Here is a 17,461-nt window from a genome sequence, read left to right as displayed (position 1 = left end):
GCCAGCGCGCTTAATATCGTTTCAAAGGCATAGCAGGAGCATCAATGCAGCGCCTCATTTTGGGATTGGTATTTTACTTAGCACTCGCTTCAACGGTCGACGCAAAATGCGTGGGATCGAGATATTCCGTGCGTCTGGGCACTGACTTAAACATCCAGAGAACGACGGACGGCACTCCGTGCACGCATAGCATAGGAAGTAGCCGCGACCCGATCTACGGAATTGACGTGAAATCGAGACCAAAGCACGGGTCACTGGTAATCATCCGCCGCCTCGCAATTGTCTACCGGCCAACCCCCGGCTTCAAGGGTCAGGATTCATATATCTTTCAATGGGTCGGCAAACTGGGCGGCACGACACCGAGCGCAATGACGATGAACGTCAGCGTGACCGTCAAGTAGCGCGCTTACAGCAGTGGCGCGCCTATAGTGGATGTGTGCGCTAATCGCGCGGCGCCATCTCGCACAGCTTCCGCGCCGTCAGTTCGTCGGCGGGAAAGAACGTCTCCAGCGCCAGTTCCGACAGCGTCACGTCGACCGGTGTGCCGAACACCATGGTGGTCGAGATGAAGCTCAGCACATCGCCATTGTGGCGGAGCTTGAAGGGGATCGCGACAGTGTCCGGCGATATCGGCCCCGAGCGCGCCGGCAGCGGGTAGCTGCGCAGATCATTGTAAAGCTTGATCAGCTCCGGATCGGCGGTGGCCTCGCACTGGCGATGCAAGCGCTCCAAAAGATGCGCCGCCCATTCGGCGAGGTTGACCGTGCGCGGCGCAAGGGCTTCGGGATGAAAGGCCAGCCGCAGGATATTGAAGGGCTGGCCGAGCAGGCGCTCGGGCACGCCTTCCAACAGCGGCGCCACCATCCGGTTGGCGGAGACGAGATTGTAATGCCGGTCATAGGCCAGCGCCGGACTCGGCTCATGCGCCTTCAGCACAAGGTTGATCGCCTCGCGCGCCGATTTCAGCGCGGGATCATCGAGCGCGCGTTGCGGAAAGGCCGGCGCAAAACCGGCGGCGACGAGGAGAACATTGCGTTCGCGCAAGGGCACCTCCAGACGTTCGGCGAGTTTAAGCACCATTTCACGTGACGGCGCCGCGCGGCCGGTTTCCACAAAACTCAAATGCCGCGCCGATATCTCGGCATCCCCCGCGAGATCGAGCTGGCTCAGATGACGGCGTTGCCGCCATTCGCGCAGGTGCTCGCCGACATGGACAGGTTGCGTTCGCTCGGTTCGTGCCGTGGATGCATGTGCGTTCATGGCAGGAAACCTACCATGCGAAATTCACGCATTCCATTACGTCCGAGGTAATCGAATTGGCCCTCGCGCCGGATCATCTTCGCCATCACAGGAGATGACCATGACGACGCCTGACCGCCCCAACAGTTTTCAGCCCGCCGCCATCCTGCCCTGGCTCGTCAGCCTCGGCGTCTGGCTGCTGGCGCGATCGCTGCACATGCCCGAACCGCTGGTGCATTCGGCCGGAATCTTCGTGTTCGCGCAGGTGCAGGCGGCAGAAACACGGGCGGCGAAAACGCTCTGCCCGATCCGTCTCTTGCGCCGGCTGCGCGCCTGGCTCCGCTAGTTCCTCAACGTCCACCGCAACCAAAGGAGAACTGCCATGATCCAACCGTCCTCGTTCCTGAGCCGCGCCCTGCTCGCCGATGCTGTCTTCAGCGGTGTTGCAGCGCTGGCCTTCACCTTCGGCGCCGGCGCGTTCGCCTCGCTGTTCAATCTTCCGCAGGGCTTGTTGCTGGAAACCGGCCTGTTCCTGATCGCCTATGCCGCCTTCGTCGGCTGGCTCGGCTTGCGGCAATCGGCGCTGAAGGCGCTGGTCTGGATCGTGATCGTCGGCAACGCGGCCTGGACGCTTGCCAGCATCGCGCTGCTGTTCTCGGGCGCGGTCTCGCCCAACGTCCTCGGCATGGTCATGGTGGTCGCGCAGGCGATTGCGACCGGCGTGTTCGCCGAGCTGCAATATATCGGCCTGCGCAAGAGCGGCAGTGCCGTCACGGCGTGAACCATGTGACGGAATTGCGACCGGTCATCGGGTTTGCGGCGACGCAAATCCGATGACTTTCCACAGGGCGCACCAACGAACCCCCTTGCCAATGCCCGCTGCGCCATAGCTTGATCGGCCGCCGCAACTGCGCGGCAAGAGCAGCTTGGGGATACTGTCATGAATCTCAGCGCGCCTACTCTTCCCGTCTTCCTGATCTCGGTCGTTCTTACCGTGATCGCCCTCCTGGTCCACTACGCCGGCGTTTCAATTCCCTATGCGGGCAAGCACGTCTTCGAAGTGCTGCTGGTCGCCTACGCCGTCCTGTTCGCTGGAAATATCTTCAAGGGCATCTAGACGAGCGTTCCAACTTGCCTGCGAACCCTACCGGGTTCGCGGGCATTCTATCTGATAGCTCCGGCTTCATTGCGCCGAAACCGTTCGCCCACGCCGAGCATGACGCCCTGCCCGTTCGCGATGCCGAGCTCGAGGCTGGCCGCTATGCGCTGTGCCCGCTCGACGAAATGCGCTGCCGCCGCCGGCGGGCAGAGTTCGCGCGCGGTCGCCTCGAACAAAGCGAGCCAGCGGTCGAAATGGGCAGCATCGACCGGCAGCGGCATATGCTTGACCATCGGCGTGCCGTGATAGCGCCCGGTCATCAGCGCGACCGATGACCAGAACGCGAACATCTGCCGTAGATGTGGCTCCCAATCCCTGATCTTCGCATCGAACACCGGCGCCAGCATCTCATCGGCGCGAACCTTGTCATAGAAGCCGCGCACCAGTTGCTCGATCATCTCTTCGGTGATGCCGGTCCTGGCGGCAATTTCCGCCGTGATTTTCTCGCGCCTCTCCGCACCCGTCATGGCCCTGCCTCTTAAATAGGTATTTCAAATGCCTATTTAGCGGACTATACAGGCCTTGCAAGACCGATTTTCGAGGGCTGCCATGCGTCTGACCATGTTCACCGATTTTGCCCTGCGCGCCCTGATGCGGCTGGCCGGCGAGCCGGCGCGCTCGTTCTCGACCAGCGAGATCGCGGCCGAATTCAACATCTCCAGAAATCATCTGGCCAAGGTGGTGCGCGATCTCGCCGATGGCGGGTTCATTACGACCCAGCGCGGCGCCGGCGGCGGCTTTGCGCTGGCACGGCCGCCGCAATCGATCACCATCGGCGAGGTCGTCCGCGTGCTCGAAGCGCGGCAGGCGCTGGTCGAGTGCTTCGCCAGCGAAGGAGGTTCTTGCGTGCTGACGCCGCGTTGTCGGCTGAAGACGAAGCTGGCGGCCGCGCGCGAAGCCTTTATGCGCGAGCTCGATGCGACGACGCTTGCCGAATGCGCCTATCCGGCACGCCCGCGCAAGTCTTCAACCGCCAGCGCAGCCTGAAACCATGAAGCCAGTCGATATCAGGGACGGCGTTATCGAGGTCGAAGCATCCGTGATTGCCGAGGGTCTCGGGCTTGCGCTGCCGCAGTTTCGCGAGGATATGCGGGCGGGCAAGATCACGACCATGACAGAACGGGGCACGGACGCGGATCTCGGCCGGCACCGACTGACCTTTTTCTCAAAACACCGGCGATTCCGCCTCGTCATCGATCAGAGCGGAACGATCATCCAGCGCTCCGCGCTCGATTTTGGCGGCGCGCCGCTGCCGAGGTCAGTTCGGAAGCCCGGCCGGTGAAGCGGCGCCGGGTGCCTCGGCCGGTGCGATGATCTCGCGCTTCGGTTTCGCCGTGCGCTTCGCCTTCACCGAGATCCCTGGCCTCGCCTCCAGCACCTTGCTGGCTGCGGACTTTGCCCCGCGACCGTTGGGCGATTTTCCGTTGAGGTGAACGCCGTTGGCCTTCCCGTTCAGCTTCTCGGCCTTGCGCTTTGATTTTGCGCGCTTTTCGGCCCGCTCCTTGGCCAACTTCTCGGCCTTCCGCTTCGCCTTGCGCTCTTCCTTTTCCTTCAGCCGCAGCCGCTCCGCCCGCACCTCGGCGCGCTTCTTCCTGCGCTTCTTCTCGCAGGACGCGCATTTGCAGCCGATCGGCTTCAGATAGGCTTTGAAATAGTCGGTGCCGTAATCGTAGTTGATCTCCTCGCCGGGCTCGATGTGCTTGATGGCGCGGATGAACACCTTGCGCTTGCGCGGACGGACGTCGGATTCCGCATTCGGCTTGCAAGAATGGTTGATATAGCGGGCGACGTTCTCGCGGATGGAACCGTCGATGGTCCAGCGGTTGGTCAGCTCGAACAGGTACTTGTTCTCGATCGCGTCGTCTTTTTTCTTTTTGGAATCAAGCAGCGGCCCGAAATAACGGATGATCTTGGCGCCCTTCTTGATCGGCTTTGTTGCGAAGAGACCGAGTCCGGTCTTGGAGCGGCCAATGCGGTACGGCTTGTGGGAGGCTATGGCAGGCATGATTGAACTGACAAACGCTAATGCTGACAGATGTGTCGCGAAGACTTCTTCTAGAACGATTCCGCTTCCGTGTCAGGCCCTTCCCGCATTGCGAGTGAACCGTCCCCAGATTGCGAACGTCTTAAGGCATGAGACGTTCCCGTGATCGGTCCGCCATGCGCTCTATTCCCTCAACTGTCACAATCCTGGCCGCGACGCTGATTGCCGCCGGCGCTGCCATGCCCCCGCTATCGCATGCCGAAACTATCGGCAGCAGCTACAGCTCGACCGCACCGAAGGACTGCCGGGTCTTCGCCGGCAGGAATGGCGTCGATGACTCGACAACAAGGGTGTGCCCGGGCAAGGCCGGTTATGTGGTGCTGATCAGCGAGGACGATCTGCGCGAGACCGTCTCGGTCGGCCGCAACCGCGCCGGCGCATCGAAGGAGCCGGCGGCGCAAGCCTGGTTCGGCCCGTTCAACTCCACCACCCACACGGTAGAATGGCGCGCCACTGATGCAAAACCGTTCGCGATCATCCAGCGCTGGCACATCGCCGACAATACCGACCAGGACAAGGACGGCCGCCCGATCGCAAAGCCGATGCTGGCGGTAACCCGGCTGCCGCCGGGCGCGGTCTGTCACGTCGCCTATGTCGACGTAAAGGCCAATCCCAACGCCAACGAGCTCGCCCGTAAGGCCGCCGACGAATTCGCCCGCGATTTCAAATGCGGCAAGGACGAGGTGAAGGTGGTCGGCGCCAGCGGCCGCGCGGTGGAGCTGACGAGGCGCTAGATGCTCGGCTTGGCGTCGTTGCTTCGCCGCTACGACACCGGCGGCCGGGGACCCGGGCTTTTCAGCATCGCCTCGAACAACTGGTCCATCGTGGTGCCCTTTGGTAGCCGCTGCAGGATAGCGATCAAGCGGCCGTCGAGCAGCAGCATGGTAAAGCCATGGACCATCGACCAGGCGCGTGCGACGGCGCCGCCCTGCTCCAGCGACATGGCATCTGCCGCGATATGTTCGTGCCGGCTCGCGCCGACCCCGCGGGCAAGACCGGCGAACGCGGCATCGGAGGCCTCATGTAGCGAAGGCCGCGACATGTCGAGCCGCTCGGCGCGAAACATCAGCCCGTACATGCCCGGATGGGCTTGCGCAAAGGCGACATAGGCTCTTGCGGCGGCCAGCCCCTGCTCCTGCACGGTTCCGGAGGCTCTCCCGGCCAACATCGCGGCGCTGAAGTGGCGGTAGCCGATCGCGGCGAGTTCGCTGACAAGACCGGTGAGATCGCCGAAATGATGGGTCGGCGCTGCGTGCGACACACCCGCCTCACGCGCCACCGCGCGCAACGTGAGGCCCGGCAGCCCGTCGCGCTCGAGCACGCGCTCGGCGGCTTTCAGCAGCGCATCGTGCAAATCGCCGTGATGATACGGGGTCGCATCCGATGATCGGCTGCGCCGCTGTGCCACAGGCTTTTTTGCGGCGCTACTACGAGCCGTTGTCCGAATCGGACTCTTCGCTTTGTTTTCTTTCGCGTTTCTTGCCATGCGATTCTTATATGTCGCCATTTTGACACTGTAAAGATTTTACTTGACTATAACCGCCATGCGCTATAGTTGTATCTTTACGATGTAAAGATACGGGAGGAGTGACCGATGCTCGACAAGGTGACGACCGATACGGCCCGCCTCAACAATCTCGGCCCGATTCCAATGGAATGCGACGCGCCGTTCCTGAAGATCACGGGTGAACTGCCGCGCGAGCTCAACGGCACGCTCTATCGCAACGGCCCAAATCCGCAATTCGATGCACCGGGCGCGCACTGGTTCGTCGGCGATGGCATGCTGCACGCCTTTCACCTCGAAAACGGCCGCGCCAGCTATCGCAACCGCTGGGTCCGCACTCCCAAATGGCAGGCCGAGCACGATGCCGGCCGCGCGCTGTTCGGCGGTTTTGGCCGCAAACTGCCGGGTGCGCCCGCCGACGTCACCACTGATGGCGGCGTCGCCAACACCAATATCATCTCGCATGCTGGCCGCCTGCTGGCACTGGAGGAAGGCCACCTGCCGACCGAGATCGAGCCCGGCACGCTGAACCGCCGCGGCTATTGCGACTACAACGGCGCCATCCAGGGCCCCTTCACTGCCCATCCCAAGATCGATCCGGTCAGCGGCGAACTCGTGTTCTTCGGCTACAATGCGTCCGGCCCGCTGACGCCGGCACTTTCCTTCGGCTCGGTCTCCTCGTCCGGCACCGTGACGCGCTTTGACCGCTTTGAAGCGCCCTACGCCAGCATGGTGCATGACTTCATCGTCACCGAGAACCACCTGCTGTTTCCGATCCTGCCGATCACCGGCAGCATGGAGCGCGTGATGCGCGGCAAGGCTCCTTATGCCTGGGAGCCCGAAAAAGGCGCCTATGTCGGTGTCATGAAGCGCAACGGTTCGGCCAAGGACATCGTCTGGTTCCGCGCCGAGACCTGCTACGTCTTCCACATCATGAACGCCTGGGAGGAAACCGGCCGCATCGTCGCCGACGTCATGCAGTTCGAGGAAGCTCCGCTGTTCAACCATCCCGACGGCTCGCCGACCGACCCGCAAAAGTCGCGTGCCCGCTATTGCCGCTGGACCTTCGACCTCTCCGGCAATACCGATCGCTTTTCCCAAAAATATCTCGACGATCTCACCGGCGAATTCCCGCGCATCGACGATCGCCGCGCCGGGCTGACCTCGAACCATGGCTGGTACGCCTGCGCCAATCCTGACCTGCCGATGTTCGGCGCGCTGTCCGGAATCGTGCATGTCAACGGCAAGGGCAAGCGGCTCGGCAATTATCTGTTGCCGGCGGGCGATACGATTTCCGAACCGGTGTTCGTCGAACGCGGCGCGGATGCGGAGGAAGGCGACGGCTGGCTGCTCGCGGTGGTCTGGCGTGCGCGGGAAAACCGCAGCGATCTGTCCGTGTTCAATGCAAGGGATGTCGAAAGCGGCCCCGTGGCGCTGGTGCATCTCGGCCATCGCGTGCCCGACGGTTTCCATGGCAATTGGGTGGCAGCGCGCTAACATCCCCACTCCGTCATTCCGGGATGCGTCGTAAGGCGCAGGCCCGGAATCCATCACCACGATCGGGAGTATGGATTCCGGGCTCGCCCTGGGGGCGCCCCGGAATGACGGCGAATGTTTTGGGGAGCGCCGTCATGCAACCGCCTATCGTCACCGGCTTCTATCTCGCCATCCTCCTCCTGCTACACATCGCACTTGCCCTCCAGGTCTCGCGCCATCGGCGCGGCAACCGCGTGCTGTTCGGCGACGGCGATAACATCAGGCTGCGCAGCGCCATCCGCGCCCACGCCAATTTTGCCGAATATGTCCCGATCACGGCCCTGATGGTCGCCATCCTGGAAGTCGCGGGAATGCCGGCCACGCGGGTGCACTGGCTGATGGGCGTGCTGCTGCTGTCGCGGCTCATCCACCCCATCGGCATGTATGTCGGGCCGCGCTCCTGGCAGTTTCAGGTCTGCCGCGTCGGCGGAATCACCCTCACCTTGCTCGTCATGGTGAGTGCCGCGATTGCCGGCCTGGTGCGGTTCTGGCCTGGATAAATAGCTTTCAAGCCATTGTAATGTCGTTGAATTATCGTTTTCATTCACGTCATTTTGACAATGTAAAGATTTTGCTTGACGATTCCGGCGCCCCCGCCTAGGCTATCTTTACGATGTAAAGATCGACCGTGAGGCTGCTATGACGATCTTCCTGATCCTCGCTCCCTACGGCGCCTTTGCCGTCCTGATGATGCTGACCTCGGCAGCCGTCAGCCTGTTTGTGACCGCCGCGATCTGCCTTGCCACCATCGCCATCGACCATTTCGTGCGCGGCCGTTCGATCAAGATGCTCGCCGCAGGTTCGGTCGTGACGTTCGCGGCCATCGGCTGCTATGTGCTGCTGGTCGATGCCGGCATGAGCGTCTCGGCCGTCAAATTTGCGGTCGATGCCGGTGTCCTGCTGATCATCCTGGCGTCGATCGCCGCCCGCCGTCCCTTCACGCTGCAATACGCGCTGGAGGAAGTCGACGCGGAAACCGCCAAATTCCCCGGCTTCATCCGCGCCAACTACGTCATCACCTGGGTATGGGCCGCCTCGATGCTGGCGATGATGCTCGGCAATGTCACGCTGATCTATGTGCCGGGCCTGCCGATCTGGCTGTCGCTGCTGGTCGCCTTTGCAGCGCGCAACAGCGCCGTCTACTTTACGAAATGGTATCCCGAATATCGCAAGGCCAGGCACGGCACGCCTTCTGCCACCGCCCTGCCCGGCACGCACTGACCTCTACGAGACACATCAGGAAACACCGCGATGAAAGATGCATTCCGCCGGCTCGGCTCGGACTTCCTCTCCACCATCGTATTCCTGGTGATCTATCTCGTTACCGACAACGTCATCCTGGCGACATCCGTCGCCATTCTCGGCGCCATCGGTCAGGTGATCTATGTGCGCATCAAGGGGCAAGAACTCGGCTACATGACCTGGGCAAGCCTGGCGCTCGTCATCGTGCTCGGCGGCGCCACGCTGCTCACGCACGATCCGCGCTTCGTGCTGGCAAAGCCCGCGATCGGGCATGTTGCGATCGGGCTGATCATGCTCAAGCGCGGCTGGATGCTGCGCTACCTGCCGCCGATCGTGACCGAGACCATTCCGGAATATGTGACCTTCGCGGGCTATGCCTGGGCGGCACTGATGTTCGTGCTGGCCGCCGGCACCGTCGCAGTAGCCGCAACCGGCGACATGAAATTGTGGGCAATCTACGTGTCGGTCGTGCTGCTCGGCGCCAAGATTGCGGCCTTCGCCATCCAGTATGTGGCGTTCCGCCTGCTGGTCGGCAGCCGTCTGCGTGCCGCCCGCGCCTGACAATCCGGCGCGCTCATCGCGTGTCGAGCACGCGCGCCGCTGCGCCTTCTTTCTTGTTTTTCGCAGTGAGGTTGCCGAGACGCCACGCGGCGGGCGGCAATCCCACCGCGCGGCGGAACGCCCGGTTGAATGCCGCTTCGGATTCATAGCCGATCCGCCCCGCAATCTCGCCGATGCCCAGCGAGCTCTCGCGCAAGAGATCCCTGGCGAGATGCATGCGCCAACTTGCCAGATACTGGATCGGCGATTGGCCGACCAGTTCCAGAAAGCGTTTCGCAAGAGTCGCACGCGAGGCGCCGGCCTCCCTCGCGAGTTCATCGACAGTCCATGAACGATCGGGAAGCGCGTGAAGCAGGTTGAGCACGCGGCCGACCTGCGGATCGTGCAGACCCGCCAGCCACCCGTGGCCGCGCACGCTGTGCTGAAACAGCCATCGCAAGAGCTCGACAAAAAGCGATTCGGCAAGGCGCGCCAGCACCGCCCGATTGCCGGGCCCCGGCGTCGCCGTCTCGCCGATCAGGAAACGAACGGATGCCGACCACCATTCCAGTTCGCGCGGCTGCTCGATCGCGTACACCTTCACCCCGCCCTCATCATAGGCCTCCAGCACCAGCCTTCCGTCCCGCCGGCGAACGCACAGCACCGCCGGCAGCGAGCTGAGCAACGGATCGAACTGCTGGTCCGACTGTAGATAGCCGCAGATGAATCTGGAAACCTGGCCACCACCGCCATGTTTCAGGACGGTGATCTGCTCGGCGGAGGGTTTTGAATAGATTTGATGGATCGGAACCGGCGCGATCCTGGCTTCGCCCGCCATCACATGCTGGTCGCCGCGCGGGAAAACGATGACGTCGTCGGCTTCGATCAGAATGGCCGGCAGTTTTCCCGAGACGACCGTGCAGCGGCCCTCGATGCACACGTGGAAAGGGGTCACCGATCCCTCGGGCACCTTCAAGCGAGCCGCGGCCATCTGCGGCGGCGACGTCTCGAACGCCCAGGGCTCGCTGAATTCGCCTATGAAGTGAACGGCGCCCGACAGCCGCACGACCCGCAAGACTTCCGACAAAACGTCCATGAGCCCTCTGGGGACTGGTGCAGAGCCGGTTGCAAGCCTTCCGTATCGGCCCGCGAGCGTCAAGCGTTTCGGCAAAGCCTTTCAGAGCCGCGGTCATTGTCCCCCGGCGGCCTCCCGCGCAGGATATCCGAATTGGATTGGAGATACCAAATGACTGCATCCTTGAAAGATTTGATGGCGGCGGCCAACGCATCGGTACCGAAGATCGACAGGCAAGAGGCGGCCGCGATGATCGCCGGCGGCAACGTGCTGGTGATCGACGTGCGCGACGGTCTCGAAATTCAGACCACCGGAAAGATAAAAGGCGCGAAGCATATTGCGCGCGGCATGCTCGAATTCCGCGCCGATCCGGACTCGCCCTACTACGATCAGGCGTTCGACCGCGACAAGACGGTATTGCTGTATTGCGCGTCCGGCGGAAGGTCGGCGCTTGCCGGAAAGACGCTACAGGATCTCGGCTATAAGGACGTACGCAATCTCGGCGGCTTCAAGGAGTGGGCCGATGGCGGCGGCGCGGTCGAAAAGGCAGCCTAAAAACCGTCCATGGGACCTTCCGACATCAAGGTCGAACTCGACCGCTTGAGCAACGCCGTGCGCGCCAACCCTCACATGGCGCGCACGACCTTTGCGCCTGTTATCGCTACCGTAGACAACAGGCTGAGATGCCGGGTCACCGGCGCATCGGGTGAGCAAATCGAAACCGACATGCCGCGGGCCATGGGAGGTGAAAACGCCAACCCAAGCCCCGGCTGGTTCTTCCGGGCATCGCTCGCGGCCTGTTGCGCGACGATGATCACGGCGCAGGCTGCGCGGCTCGGAATCGTGCTGACGAAGCTCGAGGTCCGCGTCGGCGCAGATGGCGATACGCGCGGAATTCTCGGTCTTGATGATATTTCGGCAGGCTATTCGGCGCTCACAACGGACGTCGAAATCGGAGCCCAAGCCGCTGATCCCGAACAGCTTCGCGACCTGGTCCGGTGGGTGGAAGCGCATTCGCCGGTTGGGTGCACCGTTCGCGATTCTCCGCCGAACACCCTTCGCGTCGTGATCGCTGATGAGATAGCCGCGACATAGGCGCGTGCGTCGCGCTCCCTCGGCCAACCGCTTGGTTCAAGACAAACGGCCGCCCCCACAACAGAGGGTTAGGCAGCGGCCGCGAGATAGGTTATACCGCCCCGATGCTATACCGAATAACTTTGGGGAGACCAATATGGCGGTGGACGGCAACTGGAATATCGTGATGAGCACGCCGATGGGTGAGCGCAAGGCGACGCTGTCGCTCAAGAGCGCCGGCGGCACGCTGACCGGCACGCAAGGCGCCGACGGTAATTCCGGCGATATCTTCGACGGCACGGTGAGCGGCGATGACGTCGCCTGGAAGATCTCGATCACCAACCCGATGCCGCTGACCCTCGCCTTCACCGGAAAGGTCTCCGGCGACAACATGTCCGGCGAAATGGGCATTGGCCCGATGGGCAGTTTTCCGTTCACGGGAACGCGGGCGTAACGAAAATCCCGGTCTTCCGGCCGTTGTTGGCACTTGCCCGAGTTTCAATTTCAGATTGTACTCGGTCCGGCATCGAACGGCCGGAGGCAACATGTCGCGTAACTCTGCACATTTGATCCGTTCCCGACCGGCGGCGAATCTTGCCGCCGGTCTTCTGTTTCTGGGTCTCGTGTCGCCTGGCTTTACCCAGCCTGCCGAGAAAGTTGCGCGGGAGCCAATCCAGTGGACGTCGAAGGATTTCGAGAAAAACGAGACGGCGCGCACCAATCTGAGCGGCGCCGCATGCGTGCCGACCAAGCCAAAGTTCACGTCCTGCCTGATTGCCAACGATGAGAAGAAATACGCGCAATTCTTCAAGATCGACGGCGACCGGCTGAAACCGAAAGACCTCATTCGCCTGTCGGACGAAAAGAAGAATCCCGACGCCGAGGGCGTCGCTTACGCCGATGGATTTTTCTATGTCGTTGGATCGCACGGCCGCAGCCGGCACGGCGATTCCGAGAATGACTCAAGCTACGTTGTATTCCGTATCCCGGTCGATCCTGCGACCGGTTTTCCCGCATTCGAGCCCGATGAGGACAAGGTCGTCGGCGTGGAATCCTCAGCCCGGCTGCGCAAGGCCCTTCGCAAGGGTGAAGCCATCAAGGAGTTCTACGATGAGCCATTGGCGGAAGGCGGCATCAATATCGAGGGCATCGCGGTCAGAAACGGCCGCATGCACCTGGGATTGCGCGGCCCGTCCATCGACGGTTCGGCCTTCGTGCTCAGCGTCGACGCGAGCGCGGTCTTTGCCAAAGGCGGCGACCTCGACAGCAAGGTGACGCCGCTCGCGCTCGGGAAAAACGCCGGTATCCGCGACCTTGCCGCCGTGAGCGATGGCATCCTGATCCTGGCAGGTCCGACCCGCAACGAGATGGTCCCCTACTCGGTCTGGTTCTGGGATGGCAAGAGCGCGCAAGCCAAGCCATTACGGACGCTGGATCTCAGCGATGTCGACGCAGGGGCCAAGGCCGAAACCCTGCTGGTGCTCGAGGAGGATACCGCACAGGTCCGCGTGCTCGTGATGTTCGACGGTATCGAAAACGGCGGACCGATGTCCTTCAGGATTCCGCGCTGACTTGATCGGCCCGGCACCTACCGTGGCCGGCTCGGCACGATGGCGATCGGATTGAACGTATAGACCGCCTCGCCATTCTGGTTATAGGCGGTCCATTTCACACGCGCGACGCCGTGCGGCTTCGAACGCGAGGGCACCAGTTCGACCACCTCGCCTTCGAGATGAATGGTATCGCCGGGCCGCACCGGCTTCAGCCAGCGCAGATCATCGACACCGGCACCGAACAGCGGATGCGGTCCGAACGGGCGAGCCTCCGCCGCGAGCCGCATGGAAATGGCCGCCGTGTGCCAACCGGAAGCGGCAAGCCCGCCAAGGATCGTCTTCTTGGCGGCCTCCTCGTCGAGGTGAAACGGCTGCGGATCGTATTCCCTGGCGAAGCGGATGATGTCTTCCTTTGACACCGTCACAGCCTCACTCTTGAAGCGCATCCCGACCTTCAGGTCATCGAACCATTCGATCATGTTTTACCGGCGAAAATTTGCAAGGCTGAAATCAGAACCAGATTTGCATCGGCAGGCCGCATTCGTCAAACGGCGGCTTTCCTTCAGGCAGACATCCAGCCGGATTCCGGATAGCGATGGCGACGGCGCAAGCGTCGAGCACGTCGTCCCGCTTGGCGCCGTGGCCGATCCTCGCGGTGTCCAGCCATTTGTCGATATTCGCAACACCTTGCCGCTTCAGCAAACCGCGACGAACCATGTCCCCTTCCTCCGTTTTCTTGGATGGCAGAGGCTTGTTGCCGTTCAAACGCAGGAATACCAGTTCGGGATGAACCTCGCATATGTTGCGTGAGGCATTGGTACGCACGAATGCGTCGACCTCAGATATCTTCGCACCGAGGTGCCAGAGCTGCCGCGACACCCGCTTCTGCCCTCGGCGCAGCGCTTCCTCGTTGGCGTCAGCAGGATCGATGAAGTCTCGCCACAGCCAGCGCCGCGCGCCCGTGAACACGCGCGATGCGTGTGGCCGCAGCATGATCCGCGCCAGCAAATCGCAACTGCGCTCGCCCTCATCGGGCATTCCAATCGGGATGTCGATCCCGGCCTTGTCGAACGGTCGCGACAGCGCGTCGGCGATGTCGCGATGAAAGGACAACTCCTGCCGCGTGCCATCGAGCAGAACGGCGACCCAGCCTTCCCTGTATCCGTCGAGGCCGAGAGCGATCAACCCAGGTTCAATTCCTTGAAGAAGTCGTTGCCCTTATCATCGATGATGATGAAGGCCGGAAAATCCACCACCTCGATACGCCAGATCGCTTCCATGCCGAGCTCGGGATATTCGACAACTTCGACCTTCTTGATGCAGTGCTCGGCAAGGTTCGCCGCCGCGCCGCCGATCGAGCCGAGATAGAAGCCGCCGTGCTTCTTGCAGGCTTCGCGCACCGCGACCGCGCGGTTGCCTTTCGCCACCATCACCATCGAGCCACCGGCCGCCTGGAACTGGTCGACGAAGGAGTCCATCCGTCCCGCCGTGGTCGGGCCGAACGCGCCGGAAGCATAACCGTCGGGCGTCTTGGCGGGGCCGGCGTAATAGACCGGATGGTTCTTGAAGTAATCCGGCAGCGGCTCGCCCTTCTCGAGCCGCTCGCGCAGCTTGGCATGCGCGGAATCGCGCGCGACGATCATGGTGCCGGTCATCGAGACCCGCGTCTTGATCGGATAGTTCGAGAGCGTCGCCAAAATTTCCTTCATCGGCTTGTTGAGGTCAATCTTGACCACTTCACCACCGAGCGACTGCTCCACCGCCGGCAGATACTGCGCGGGGTTGTGCTCCAGCTCTTCGAGATAGACGCCGTCTTTGGTGATCTTGCCGAGCACCTGGCGGTCCGCCGAGCAGGACACGCCGAGCCCGATCGGCAGCGAGGCGCCATGGCGCGGCATCCGGATCACGCGCACGTCGTGGCAGAAATACTTTCCGCCGAACTGCGCGCCGACGCCGAGCGACTGGGTCATCTTCAGAATTTCCTGCTCCATCTCGACATCGCGGAAGGCATTGCCGTCGGCCGAGCCATGGGTCGGCAGTGCGTCGAGATAACGGGCGGAGGCCAGCTTCACCGTCTTCATGCAGAGCTCGGCCGAGGTGCCGCCGATCACGATCGCGAGGTGATAAGGCGGACAGGCCGCGGTGCCGAGGGTCAGCACCTTCTCCTTCAGGAACGCCAGCAGGCGATCTTTTGTCAGCACCGAAGGCGTCGCCTGGAACAGAAAACTCTTGTTGGCGGAGCCGCCGCCCTTGGCCATGAACATGAACTTGTAGGCGTCATCGCCCTCAGCATAGATCTCGCACTGTGCCGGCATGTTGTTGGCGGTGTTCTTCTCCTCGTACATCGACAGCGGCGCCACCTGCGAATAGCGCAGATTGCGGCGCAGATACGCATCGCGCGCGCCTTCGGAGAGCGCTGCCTCGTCGTCGCCGTCGGTGATGACGTTGCAGCCCTTCTTGCCCATGATGATCGCGGTGCCGGTGTCCTGGCACATCGGCAGGACGCCGCCGGCCGCGATGTTGGCGTTCTTCAGGAAATCGAAGGCGACGAACTTGTCGTTGTCGGACGCTTCCTTGTCATCGAGGATGTTGCGGAGCTGCTTCAGGTGCCCCGGCCGCAGGTAGTGATTGATGTCGCCGAACGCCGCCTCGCTCAGCGCCCGCAGCGCCTCACGCGACACCACCAGCATGTCCTTGCCCAGCACCTTCTCGACCCGCACGCCCTCGGTCGTGATCTTCTTGTAGGGCGTGGTGTCGGCCCCCAGCGGGAATAGCGGCGTGTGCTTGTAGGGCGGAACGGGCTTTTGCTGGTCGGGAAAGGCGGTCGGGGCGTTCATGGCGAAATCTCAGGGTTTTTAGGCCGGGCAGCCCCGGCAGATTGAACCGTTCTAAGCACTTTTCTGACAAAGGGAAGGTTCGGAAATGGCCGGGCCATACGGCATTTGAGCCATGAACACCGCTATTTCCGTCCCGGCCGGCGCTGTCCCCGCCCCCCGCCATATTGGCCTGCGCATCCTGCTTGGCGTCGCCGCGCTGCTGGAGGCGTACAATGGCCTGTCGGTCGTAACGGACCTGTTGATACCCGGCCATAAGGCGTCCGGCCTCGACGGCGCGATCGCCCGGGCGCATCTGGCCGTCCATCCGGTGCTGGCGCTGGCGGCGCTGCTGTTCGTCCTCATCGGCCGCCTGCGCGATGCGACCATCGTGCTCGGCGCGCTCGCCCTTGTCGCCTGGCTCAACGAGATGCCGTCGGTGGTGCAGCACGGCTTCGACTTCGGCAGCAGCTACACGGCATTGCAAACCACCGCGCAGATCATCGCCTTCCCGCTGATAGCCGCCTGCGGCATCGCTTACGCAGCGCGCAACCAGCGGCCGGCGATATCAGCCGCGCTGGTCAGTACGCCCACCCTGTTCATGGTCTTGTTCCACGCCGTGAGCATCGTGGTGTTCGCCATCGGCGTGATGATGTACGGGTTCTGATTGACTTTCGGCCGCGGCTCTTGCACGAACCCGCCGCGCACGCTTCAATGGGTTTTTAGGGGCATTTGCACATGACATCACGACGACCGTTTCGCCGATCGGCCCTGCTCGCCGCAGCGCTGGCCCTTTCCGCCGCATTTGCCGCCTCGCCCGCCCACGCCGACCGCTGCGACGACAGCGCCAAAGAGCTCGCCAACAACATCGACAAGCTGAAGGTCAACTTCAAGGCCGGCAATTTCGTCTACATGACCCACCCGCTCGCCAGAGAATTGTCGGTGGGCTGCAAGGGCGACAAATATTCCATCGAGCTCTATGCCAAGGGCGCCCGCAAGCCCTCGCCGGAATTCATCTCGCTGGTCGGCGCGATGGCCGCCATCGTCTTCACCATCACCAAGGACGACAGCACTACCGGCGCCTCGCGCTGTCTCAAGCGCATGGGCCTCCTGCGCGGCGACAAGGTTGTGATGCGCTATCGCCGGCTCAGCCTGGAATGCACGCGCACCAAGACGGAAGCCGCGATCTCCATCACGCGCGGCAAGGACGAATAGCGCGGCATCACCTCTTTGCGCATGTTCCACCCCGCGGGCTATGCTGACTATGCCGCGCGCGTGCGCTATCGTCTCGTGCCCGGAGTGTGGTGAAGGAGGAGCGATGCCCGACAGCAAAACCATGACCGGCGGCTGCCATTGCGGCCAGGTGCGCTTCGAATGCACCACGGATTTCGCCATGGTCACCGCCTGCAACTGTTCGATCTGCACCAAGAAGGGCCTGCACTTTACGTTCCTGCCGCCGACCAGCTTTCGGCTGTGCGCGGGCGAGGACAATCTGAGGGAATATCTGTTCAACAAGCACGCGATCAAGCATCAGCTCTGCATCGATTGCGGCGTCGACGTGTTTGCGCGCGGCAAGAAGCCTGACGGCAGCGACGTGGTGGCGCTGAACGTAAGCTGCATCGACGGCATCGAATTGTCGAAGCTGACGATGACGCCGATCGACGGCAGGAGCATGTGAGCGC

At 62.5% G+C, this 17,461-nt stretch carries 26 protein-coding genes; 18 read left to right on the top strand and 8 right to left on the bottom strand.

Translation table 11 applies throughout. The features are described 5' to 3' along the window. Nucleotides 1-44: 44 nt before the first annotated feature. Nucleotides 45-401 (top strand): hypothetical protein, encoded by a 357-nt coding sequence (locus JQ628_RS22825; RefSeq protein ID WP_212225522.1) that lies wholly within the window; start codon nt 45-47, stop codon nt 399-401. A gap of 40 nt (nt 402-441) precedes the next feature. Here JQ628_RS22825 and JQ628_RS22820 read toward each other — a convergent pair whose 3' ends face one another. Next, nucleotides 442-1,260, bottom strand: coding sequence for a helix-turn-helix domain-containing protein (locus JQ628_RS22820; RefSeq protein ID WP_212225521.1), 819 nt, complete (start codon nt 1,258-1,260; stop codon nt 442-444). A gap of 100 nt (nt 1,261-1,360) precedes the next feature. Between JQ628_RS22820 and JQ628_RS22815 the strand changes: the two genes are divergently transcribed. The 3 genes from JQ628_RS22815 (at nt 1,361) to JQ628_RS22805 (ending at nt 2,356) form a co-directional block, all read left to right on the top strand. Further along, nucleotides 1,361-1,585, top strand: a complete 225-nt coding sequence (locus JQ628_RS22815) for a hypothetical protein (RefSeq protein WP_212225520.1) — start codon at nt 1,361-1,363, stop codon at nt 1,583-1,585. Between the two features lie 36 nt (nt 1,586-1,621). Next, the gene (locus JQ628_RS22810) at nt 1,622-2,020 is read left to right on the top strand and encodes a hypothetical protein (protein WP_212225519.1); all 399 of its coding nucleotides are present in this window, start codon (nt 1,622-1,624) and stop codon (nt 2,018-2,020) included. Nucleotides 2,021-2,179: 159 nt separating this feature from the next. Beyond that, nucleotides 2,180-2,356 carry a hypothetical protein gene (locus tag JQ628_RS22805; protein ID WP_212225518.1) on the top strand — a complete coding sequence of 59 codons (177 nt, stop codon included), beginning with the start codon at nt 2,180-2,182 and terminating at the stop codon, nt 2,354-2,356. A 47-nt stretch (nt 2,357-2,403) separates the two neighbouring features. Here the strand turns inward: JQ628_RS22805 and JQ628_RS22800 are convergent, their stop codons facing one another. Continuing rightward, nucleotides 2,404-2,865: a group III truncated hemoglobin gene (locus JQ628_RS22800; protein ID WP_212225517.1), complete on the bottom strand. Its 462-nt coding sequence runs from the start codon at nt 2,863-2,865 to the stop codon at nt 2,404-2,406. An 82-nt stretch (nt 2,866-2,947) separates the two neighbouring features. Between JQ628_RS22800 and JQ628_RS22795 the strand changes: the two genes are divergently transcribed. Together JQ628_RS22795 and JQ628_RS22790 are read left to right on the top strand one after the other, a co-directional pair. Beyond that, on the top strand, nt 2,948-3,385 hold the full coding sequence (locus JQ628_RS22795) for an RrF2 family transcriptional regulator (RefSeq protein WP_212225516.1): 438 nt from the start codon (nt 2,948-2,950) through the stop codon (nt 3,383-3,385). A 4-nt stretch (nt 3,386-3,389) separates the two neighbouring features. After that, on the top strand, nt 3,390-3,680 hold the full coding sequence (locus JQ628_RS22790; RefSeq protein WP_212225514.1) for a DUF6522 family protein: 291 nt from the start codon (nt 3,390-3,392) through the stop codon (nt 3,678-3,680). On the opposite strand, the gene JQ628_RS22785 is transcribed toward JQ628_RS22790, so the two are convergent. Next, a complete protein-coding gene (locus JQ628_RS22785) occupies nt 3,657-4,403 on the bottom strand; it encodes an SET domain-containing protein (RefSeq protein ID WP_212225511.1) in 747 nt (248 codons plus the stop codon). The genes JQ628_RS22790 and JQ628_RS22785 overlap by 24 nt on opposite strands. 218 nt (nt 4,404-4,621) lie before the next feature. Between JQ628_RS22785 and JQ628_RS22780 the strand changes: the two genes are divergently transcribed. Continuing rightward, nucleotides 4,622-5,176 (top strand): hypothetical protein, encoded by a 555-nt coding sequence (locus JQ628_RS22780; protein WP_212225652.1) that lies wholly within the window; start codon nt 4,622-4,624, stop codon nt 5,174-5,176. A 29-nt stretch (nt 5,177-5,205) separates the two neighbouring features. Here JQ628_RS22780 and JQ628_RS22775 read toward each other — a convergent pair whose 3' ends face one another. Further along, nucleotides 5,206-5,928, bottom strand: a complete 723-nt coding sequence (locus JQ628_RS22775) for a TetR/AcrR family transcriptional regulator (RefSeq protein WP_212225509.1) — start codon at nt 5,926-5,928, stop codon at nt 5,206-5,208. A 108-nt stretch (nt 5,929-6,036) separates the two neighbouring features. On the opposite strand from JQ628_RS22775, the gene JQ628_RS22770 reads away from it, so the two are divergent. The 4 genes from JQ628_RS22770 (at nt 6,037) to JQ628_RS22755 (ending at nt 9,285) form a co-directional block, all read left to right on the top strand. Continuing rightward, a complete protein-coding gene (locus JQ628_RS22770; RefSeq protein WP_212225507.1) occupies nt 6,037-7,443 on the top strand; it encodes a carotenoid oxygenase family protein in 1,407 nt (468 codons plus the stop codon). Nucleotides 7,444-7,577: 134 nt separating this feature from the next. Then, nucleotides 7,578-7,982 carry an MAPEG family protein gene (locus tag JQ628_RS22765; RefSeq protein WP_212225505.1) on the top strand — a complete coding sequence of 135 codons (405 nt, stop codon included), beginning with the start codon at nt 7,578-7,580 and terminating at the stop codon, nt 7,980-7,982. 139 nt (nt 7,983-8,121) lie between these two features. Next, nucleotides 8,122-8,703, top strand: a complete 582-nt coding sequence (locus tag JQ628_RS22760; protein ID WP_212225504.1) for a hypothetical protein — start codon at nt 8,122-8,124, stop codon at nt 8,701-8,703. A 30-nt stretch (nt 8,704-8,733) separates the two neighbouring features. Continuing rightward, nucleotides 8,734-9,285, top strand: a complete 552-nt coding sequence (locus JQ628_RS22755) for an inner membrane-spanning protein YciB (protein WP_212225503.1) — start codon at nt 8,734-8,736, stop codon at nt 9,283-9,285. 13 nt (nt 9,286-9,298) lie between these two features. Here JQ628_RS22755 and JQ628_RS22750 read toward each other — a convergent pair whose 3' ends face one another. Then, the gene (locus JQ628_RS22750) at nt 9,299-10,360 is read right to left on the bottom strand and encodes an AraC family transcriptional regulator (RefSeq protein ID WP_212225502.1); all 1,062 of its coding nucleotides are present in this window, start codon (nt 10,358-10,360) and stop codon (nt 9,299-9,301) included. 150 nt (nt 10,361-10,510) lie between these two features. On the opposite strand from JQ628_RS22750, the gene JQ628_RS22745 reads away from it, so the two are divergent. From JQ628_RS22745 to JQ628_RS22730, 4 genes are all read left to right on the top strand, one after another. Beyond that, on the top strand, nt 10,511-10,894 hold the full coding sequence (locus tag JQ628_RS22745) for a rhodanese-like domain-containing protein (RefSeq protein ID WP_212225501.1): 384 nt from the start codon (nt 10,511-10,513) through the stop codon (nt 10,892-10,894). A 45-nt stretch (nt 10,895-10,939) separates the two neighbouring features. Continuing rightward, complete coding sequence (locus tag JQ628_RS22740; protein ID WP_212225500.1) at nt 10,940-11,434, top strand: OsmC family protein; 495 nt, start codon at nt 10,940-10,942, stop codon at nt 11,432-11,434. A 136-nt stretch (nt 11,435-11,570) separates the two neighbouring features. Next, entirely contained in the window at nt 11,571-11,867 is a 297-nt protein-coding gene (locus JQ628_RS22735) for a hypothetical protein (protein WP_212225499.1), read from the top strand. Nucleotides 11,868-11,958: 91 nt separating this feature from the next. Then, nucleotides 11,959-12,984, top strand: coding sequence for a DUF3616 domain-containing protein (locus tag JQ628_RS22730; RefSeq protein WP_212225497.1), 1,026 nt, complete (start codon nt 11,959-11,961; stop codon nt 12,982-12,984). Nucleotides 12,985-13,001: 17 nt separating this feature from the next. Here the strand turns inward: JQ628_RS22730 and JQ628_RS22725 are convergent, their stop codons facing one another. Genes JQ628_RS22725 through JQ628_RS22715 form a run of 3 tightly spaced genes read right to left on the bottom strand, consistent with a single transcriptional unit; the run spans nt 13,002 to nt 15,803 of the window. Further along, nucleotides 13,002-13,445, bottom strand: a complete 444-nt coding sequence (locus JQ628_RS22725) for a MaoC family dehydratase (RefSeq protein ID WP_212225495.1) — start codon at nt 13,443-13,445, stop codon at nt 13,002-13,004. A gap of 31 nt (nt 13,446-13,476) precedes the next feature. Then, on the bottom strand, nt 13,477-14,151 hold the full coding sequence (locus JQ628_RS22720) for a DUF429 domain-containing protein (RefSeq protein ID WP_212225493.1): 675 nt from the start codon (nt 14,149-14,151) through the stop codon (nt 13,477-13,479). Then, a complete protein-coding gene (locus JQ628_RS22715; protein ID WP_212225491.1) occupies nt 14,148-15,803 on the bottom strand; it encodes a fumarate hydratase in 1,656 nt (551 codons plus the stop codon). Before JQ628_RS22715 ends, JQ628_RS22720 begins: the two co-directional genes overlap by 4 nt. 112 nt (nt 15,804-15,915) lie before the next feature. Here JQ628_RS22715 and JQ628_RS22710 point away from each other — a divergent pair, with 112 nt between their 5' ends. The 3 genes from JQ628_RS22710 to JQ628_RS22700 all read left to right on the top strand — a co-directional run bounded on the left by JQ628_RS22710 (nt 15,916) and on the right by JQ628_RS22700 (nt 17,457). Beyond that, entirely contained in the window at nt 15,916-16,446 is a 531-nt protein-coding gene (locus JQ628_RS22710) for a hypothetical protein (RefSeq protein WP_212225489.1), read from the top strand. A 71-nt stretch (nt 16,447-16,517) separates the two neighbouring features. Beyond that, nucleotides 16,518-16,994: a hypothetical protein gene (locus JQ628_RS22705; protein ID WP_212225487.1), complete on the top strand. Its 477-nt coding sequence runs from the start codon at nt 16,518-16,520 to the stop codon at nt 16,992-16,994. Between the two features lie 103 nt (nt 16,995-17,097). Further along, on the top strand, nt 17,098-17,457 hold the full coding sequence (locus JQ628_RS22700; RefSeq protein WP_212225485.1) for a GFA family protein: 360 nt from the start codon (nt 17,098-17,100) through the stop codon (nt 17,455-17,457). The last annotated feature ends 4 nt before the right edge of the window (nt 17,458-17,461 follow it).

The sequence above is a fragment of the Bradyrhizobium lablabi genome (genome assembly GCF_018129385.1).
In the GTDB taxonomy this organism is placed as follows: Bacteria; Pseudomonadota; Alphaproteobacteria; order Rhizobiales; family Xanthobacteraceae; genus Bradyrhizobium; species Bradyrhizobium lablabi_C.
The sequence above is the reverse complement of the archived record's forward strand: the minus strand, read 5'-3'. Positions and strand labels throughout refer to the sequence as shown.

Coding starts and splice junctions, on each gene's coding strand:
- JQ628_RS22795 (WP_212225516.1), top strand. CDS start 2,948: ATGCGTCTGACCATGTTCACCGATTTTGCCCTGCGCGCCCTGATGCGG.
- JQ628_RS22710 (WP_212225489.1), top strand. CDS start 15,916: ATGAACACCGCTATTTCCGTCCCGGCCGGCGCTGTCCCCGCCCCCCGC.
- JQ628_RS22820 (WP_212225521.1), bottom strand. CDS start 1,260: ATGAACGCACATGCATCCACGGCACGAACCGAGCGAACGCAACCTGTC.
- JQ628_RS22765 (WP_212225505.1), top strand. CDS start 7,578: ATGCAACCGCCTATCGTCACCGGCTTCTATCTCGCCATCCTCCTCCTG.
- JQ628_RS22715 (WP_212225491.1), bottom strand. CDS start 15,803: ATGAACGCCCCGACCGCCTTTCCCGACCAGCAAAAGCCCGTTCCGCCC.
- JQ628_RS22725 (WP_212225495.1), bottom strand. CDS start 13,445: ATGATCGAATGGTTCGATGACCTGAAGGTCGGGATGCGCTTCAAGAGT.
- JQ628_RS22810 (WP_212225519.1), top strand. CDS start 1,622: ATGATCCAACCGTCCTCGTTCCTGAGCCGCGCCCTGCTCGCCGATGCT.
- JQ628_RS22825 (WP_212225522.1), top strand. CDS start 45: ATGCAGCGCCTCATTTTGGGATTGGTATTTTACTTAGCACTCGCTTCA.
- JQ628_RS22760 (WP_212225504.1), top strand. CDS start 8,122: ATGACGATCTTCCTGATCCTCGCTCCCTACGGCGCCTTTGCCGTCCTG.
- JQ628_RS22730 (WP_212225497.1), top strand. CDS start 11,959: ATGTCGCGTAACTCTGCACATTTGATCCGTTCCCGACCGGCGGCGAAT.
- JQ628_RS22745 (WP_212225501.1), top strand. CDS start 10,511: ATGACTGCATCCTTGAAAGATTTGATGGCGGCGGCCAACGCATCGGTA.
- JQ628_RS22775 (WP_212225509.1), bottom strand. CDS start 5,928: ATGGCAAGAAACGCGAAAGAAAACAAAGCGAAGAGTCCGATTCGGACA.
- JQ628_RS22755 (WP_212225503.1), top strand. CDS start 8,734: ATGAAAGATGCATTCCGCCGGCTCGGCTCGGACTTCCTCTCCACCATC.
- JQ628_RS22735 (WP_212225499.1), top strand. CDS start 11,571: ATGGCGGTGGACGGCAACTGGAATATCGTGATGAGCACGCCGATGGGT.
- JQ628_RS22790 (WP_212225514.1), top strand. CDS start 3,390: ATGAAGCCAGTCGATATCAGGGACGGCGTTATCGAGGTCGAAGCATCC.
- JQ628_RS22805 (WP_212225518.1), top strand. CDS start 2,180: ATGAATCTCAGCGCGCCTACTCTTCCCGTCTTCCTGATCTCGGTCGTT.
- JQ628_RS22800 (WP_212225517.1), bottom strand. CDS start 2,865: ATGACGGGTGCGGAGAGGCGCGAGAAAATCACGGCGGAAATTGCCGCC.
- JQ628_RS22700 (WP_212225485.1), top strand. CDS start 17,098: ATGCCCGACAGCAAAACCATGACCGGCGGCTGCCATTGCGGCCAGGTG.
- JQ628_RS22815 (WP_212225520.1), top strand. CDS start 1,361: ATGACGACGCCTGACCGCCCCAACAGTTTTCAGCCCGCCGCCATCCTG.
- JQ628_RS22785 (WP_212225511.1), bottom strand. CDS start 4,403: ATGCCTGCCATAGCCTCCCACAAGCCGTACCGCATTGGCCGCTCCAAG.
- JQ628_RS22780 (WP_212225652.1), top strand. CDS start 4,622: ATGCCCCCGCTATCGCATGCCGAAACTATCGGCAGCAGCTACAGCTCG.
- JQ628_RS22770 (WP_212225507.1), top strand. CDS start 6,037: ATGCTCGACAAGGTGACGACCGATACGGCCCGCCTCAACAATCTCGGC.
- JQ628_RS22750 (WP_212225502.1), bottom strand. CDS start 10,360: ATGGACGTTTTGTCGGAAGTCTTGCGGGTCGTGCGGCTGTCGGGCGCC.
- JQ628_RS22705 (WP_212225487.1), top strand. CDS start 16,518: ATGACATCACGACGACCGTTTCGCCGATCGGCCCTGCTCGCCGCAGCG.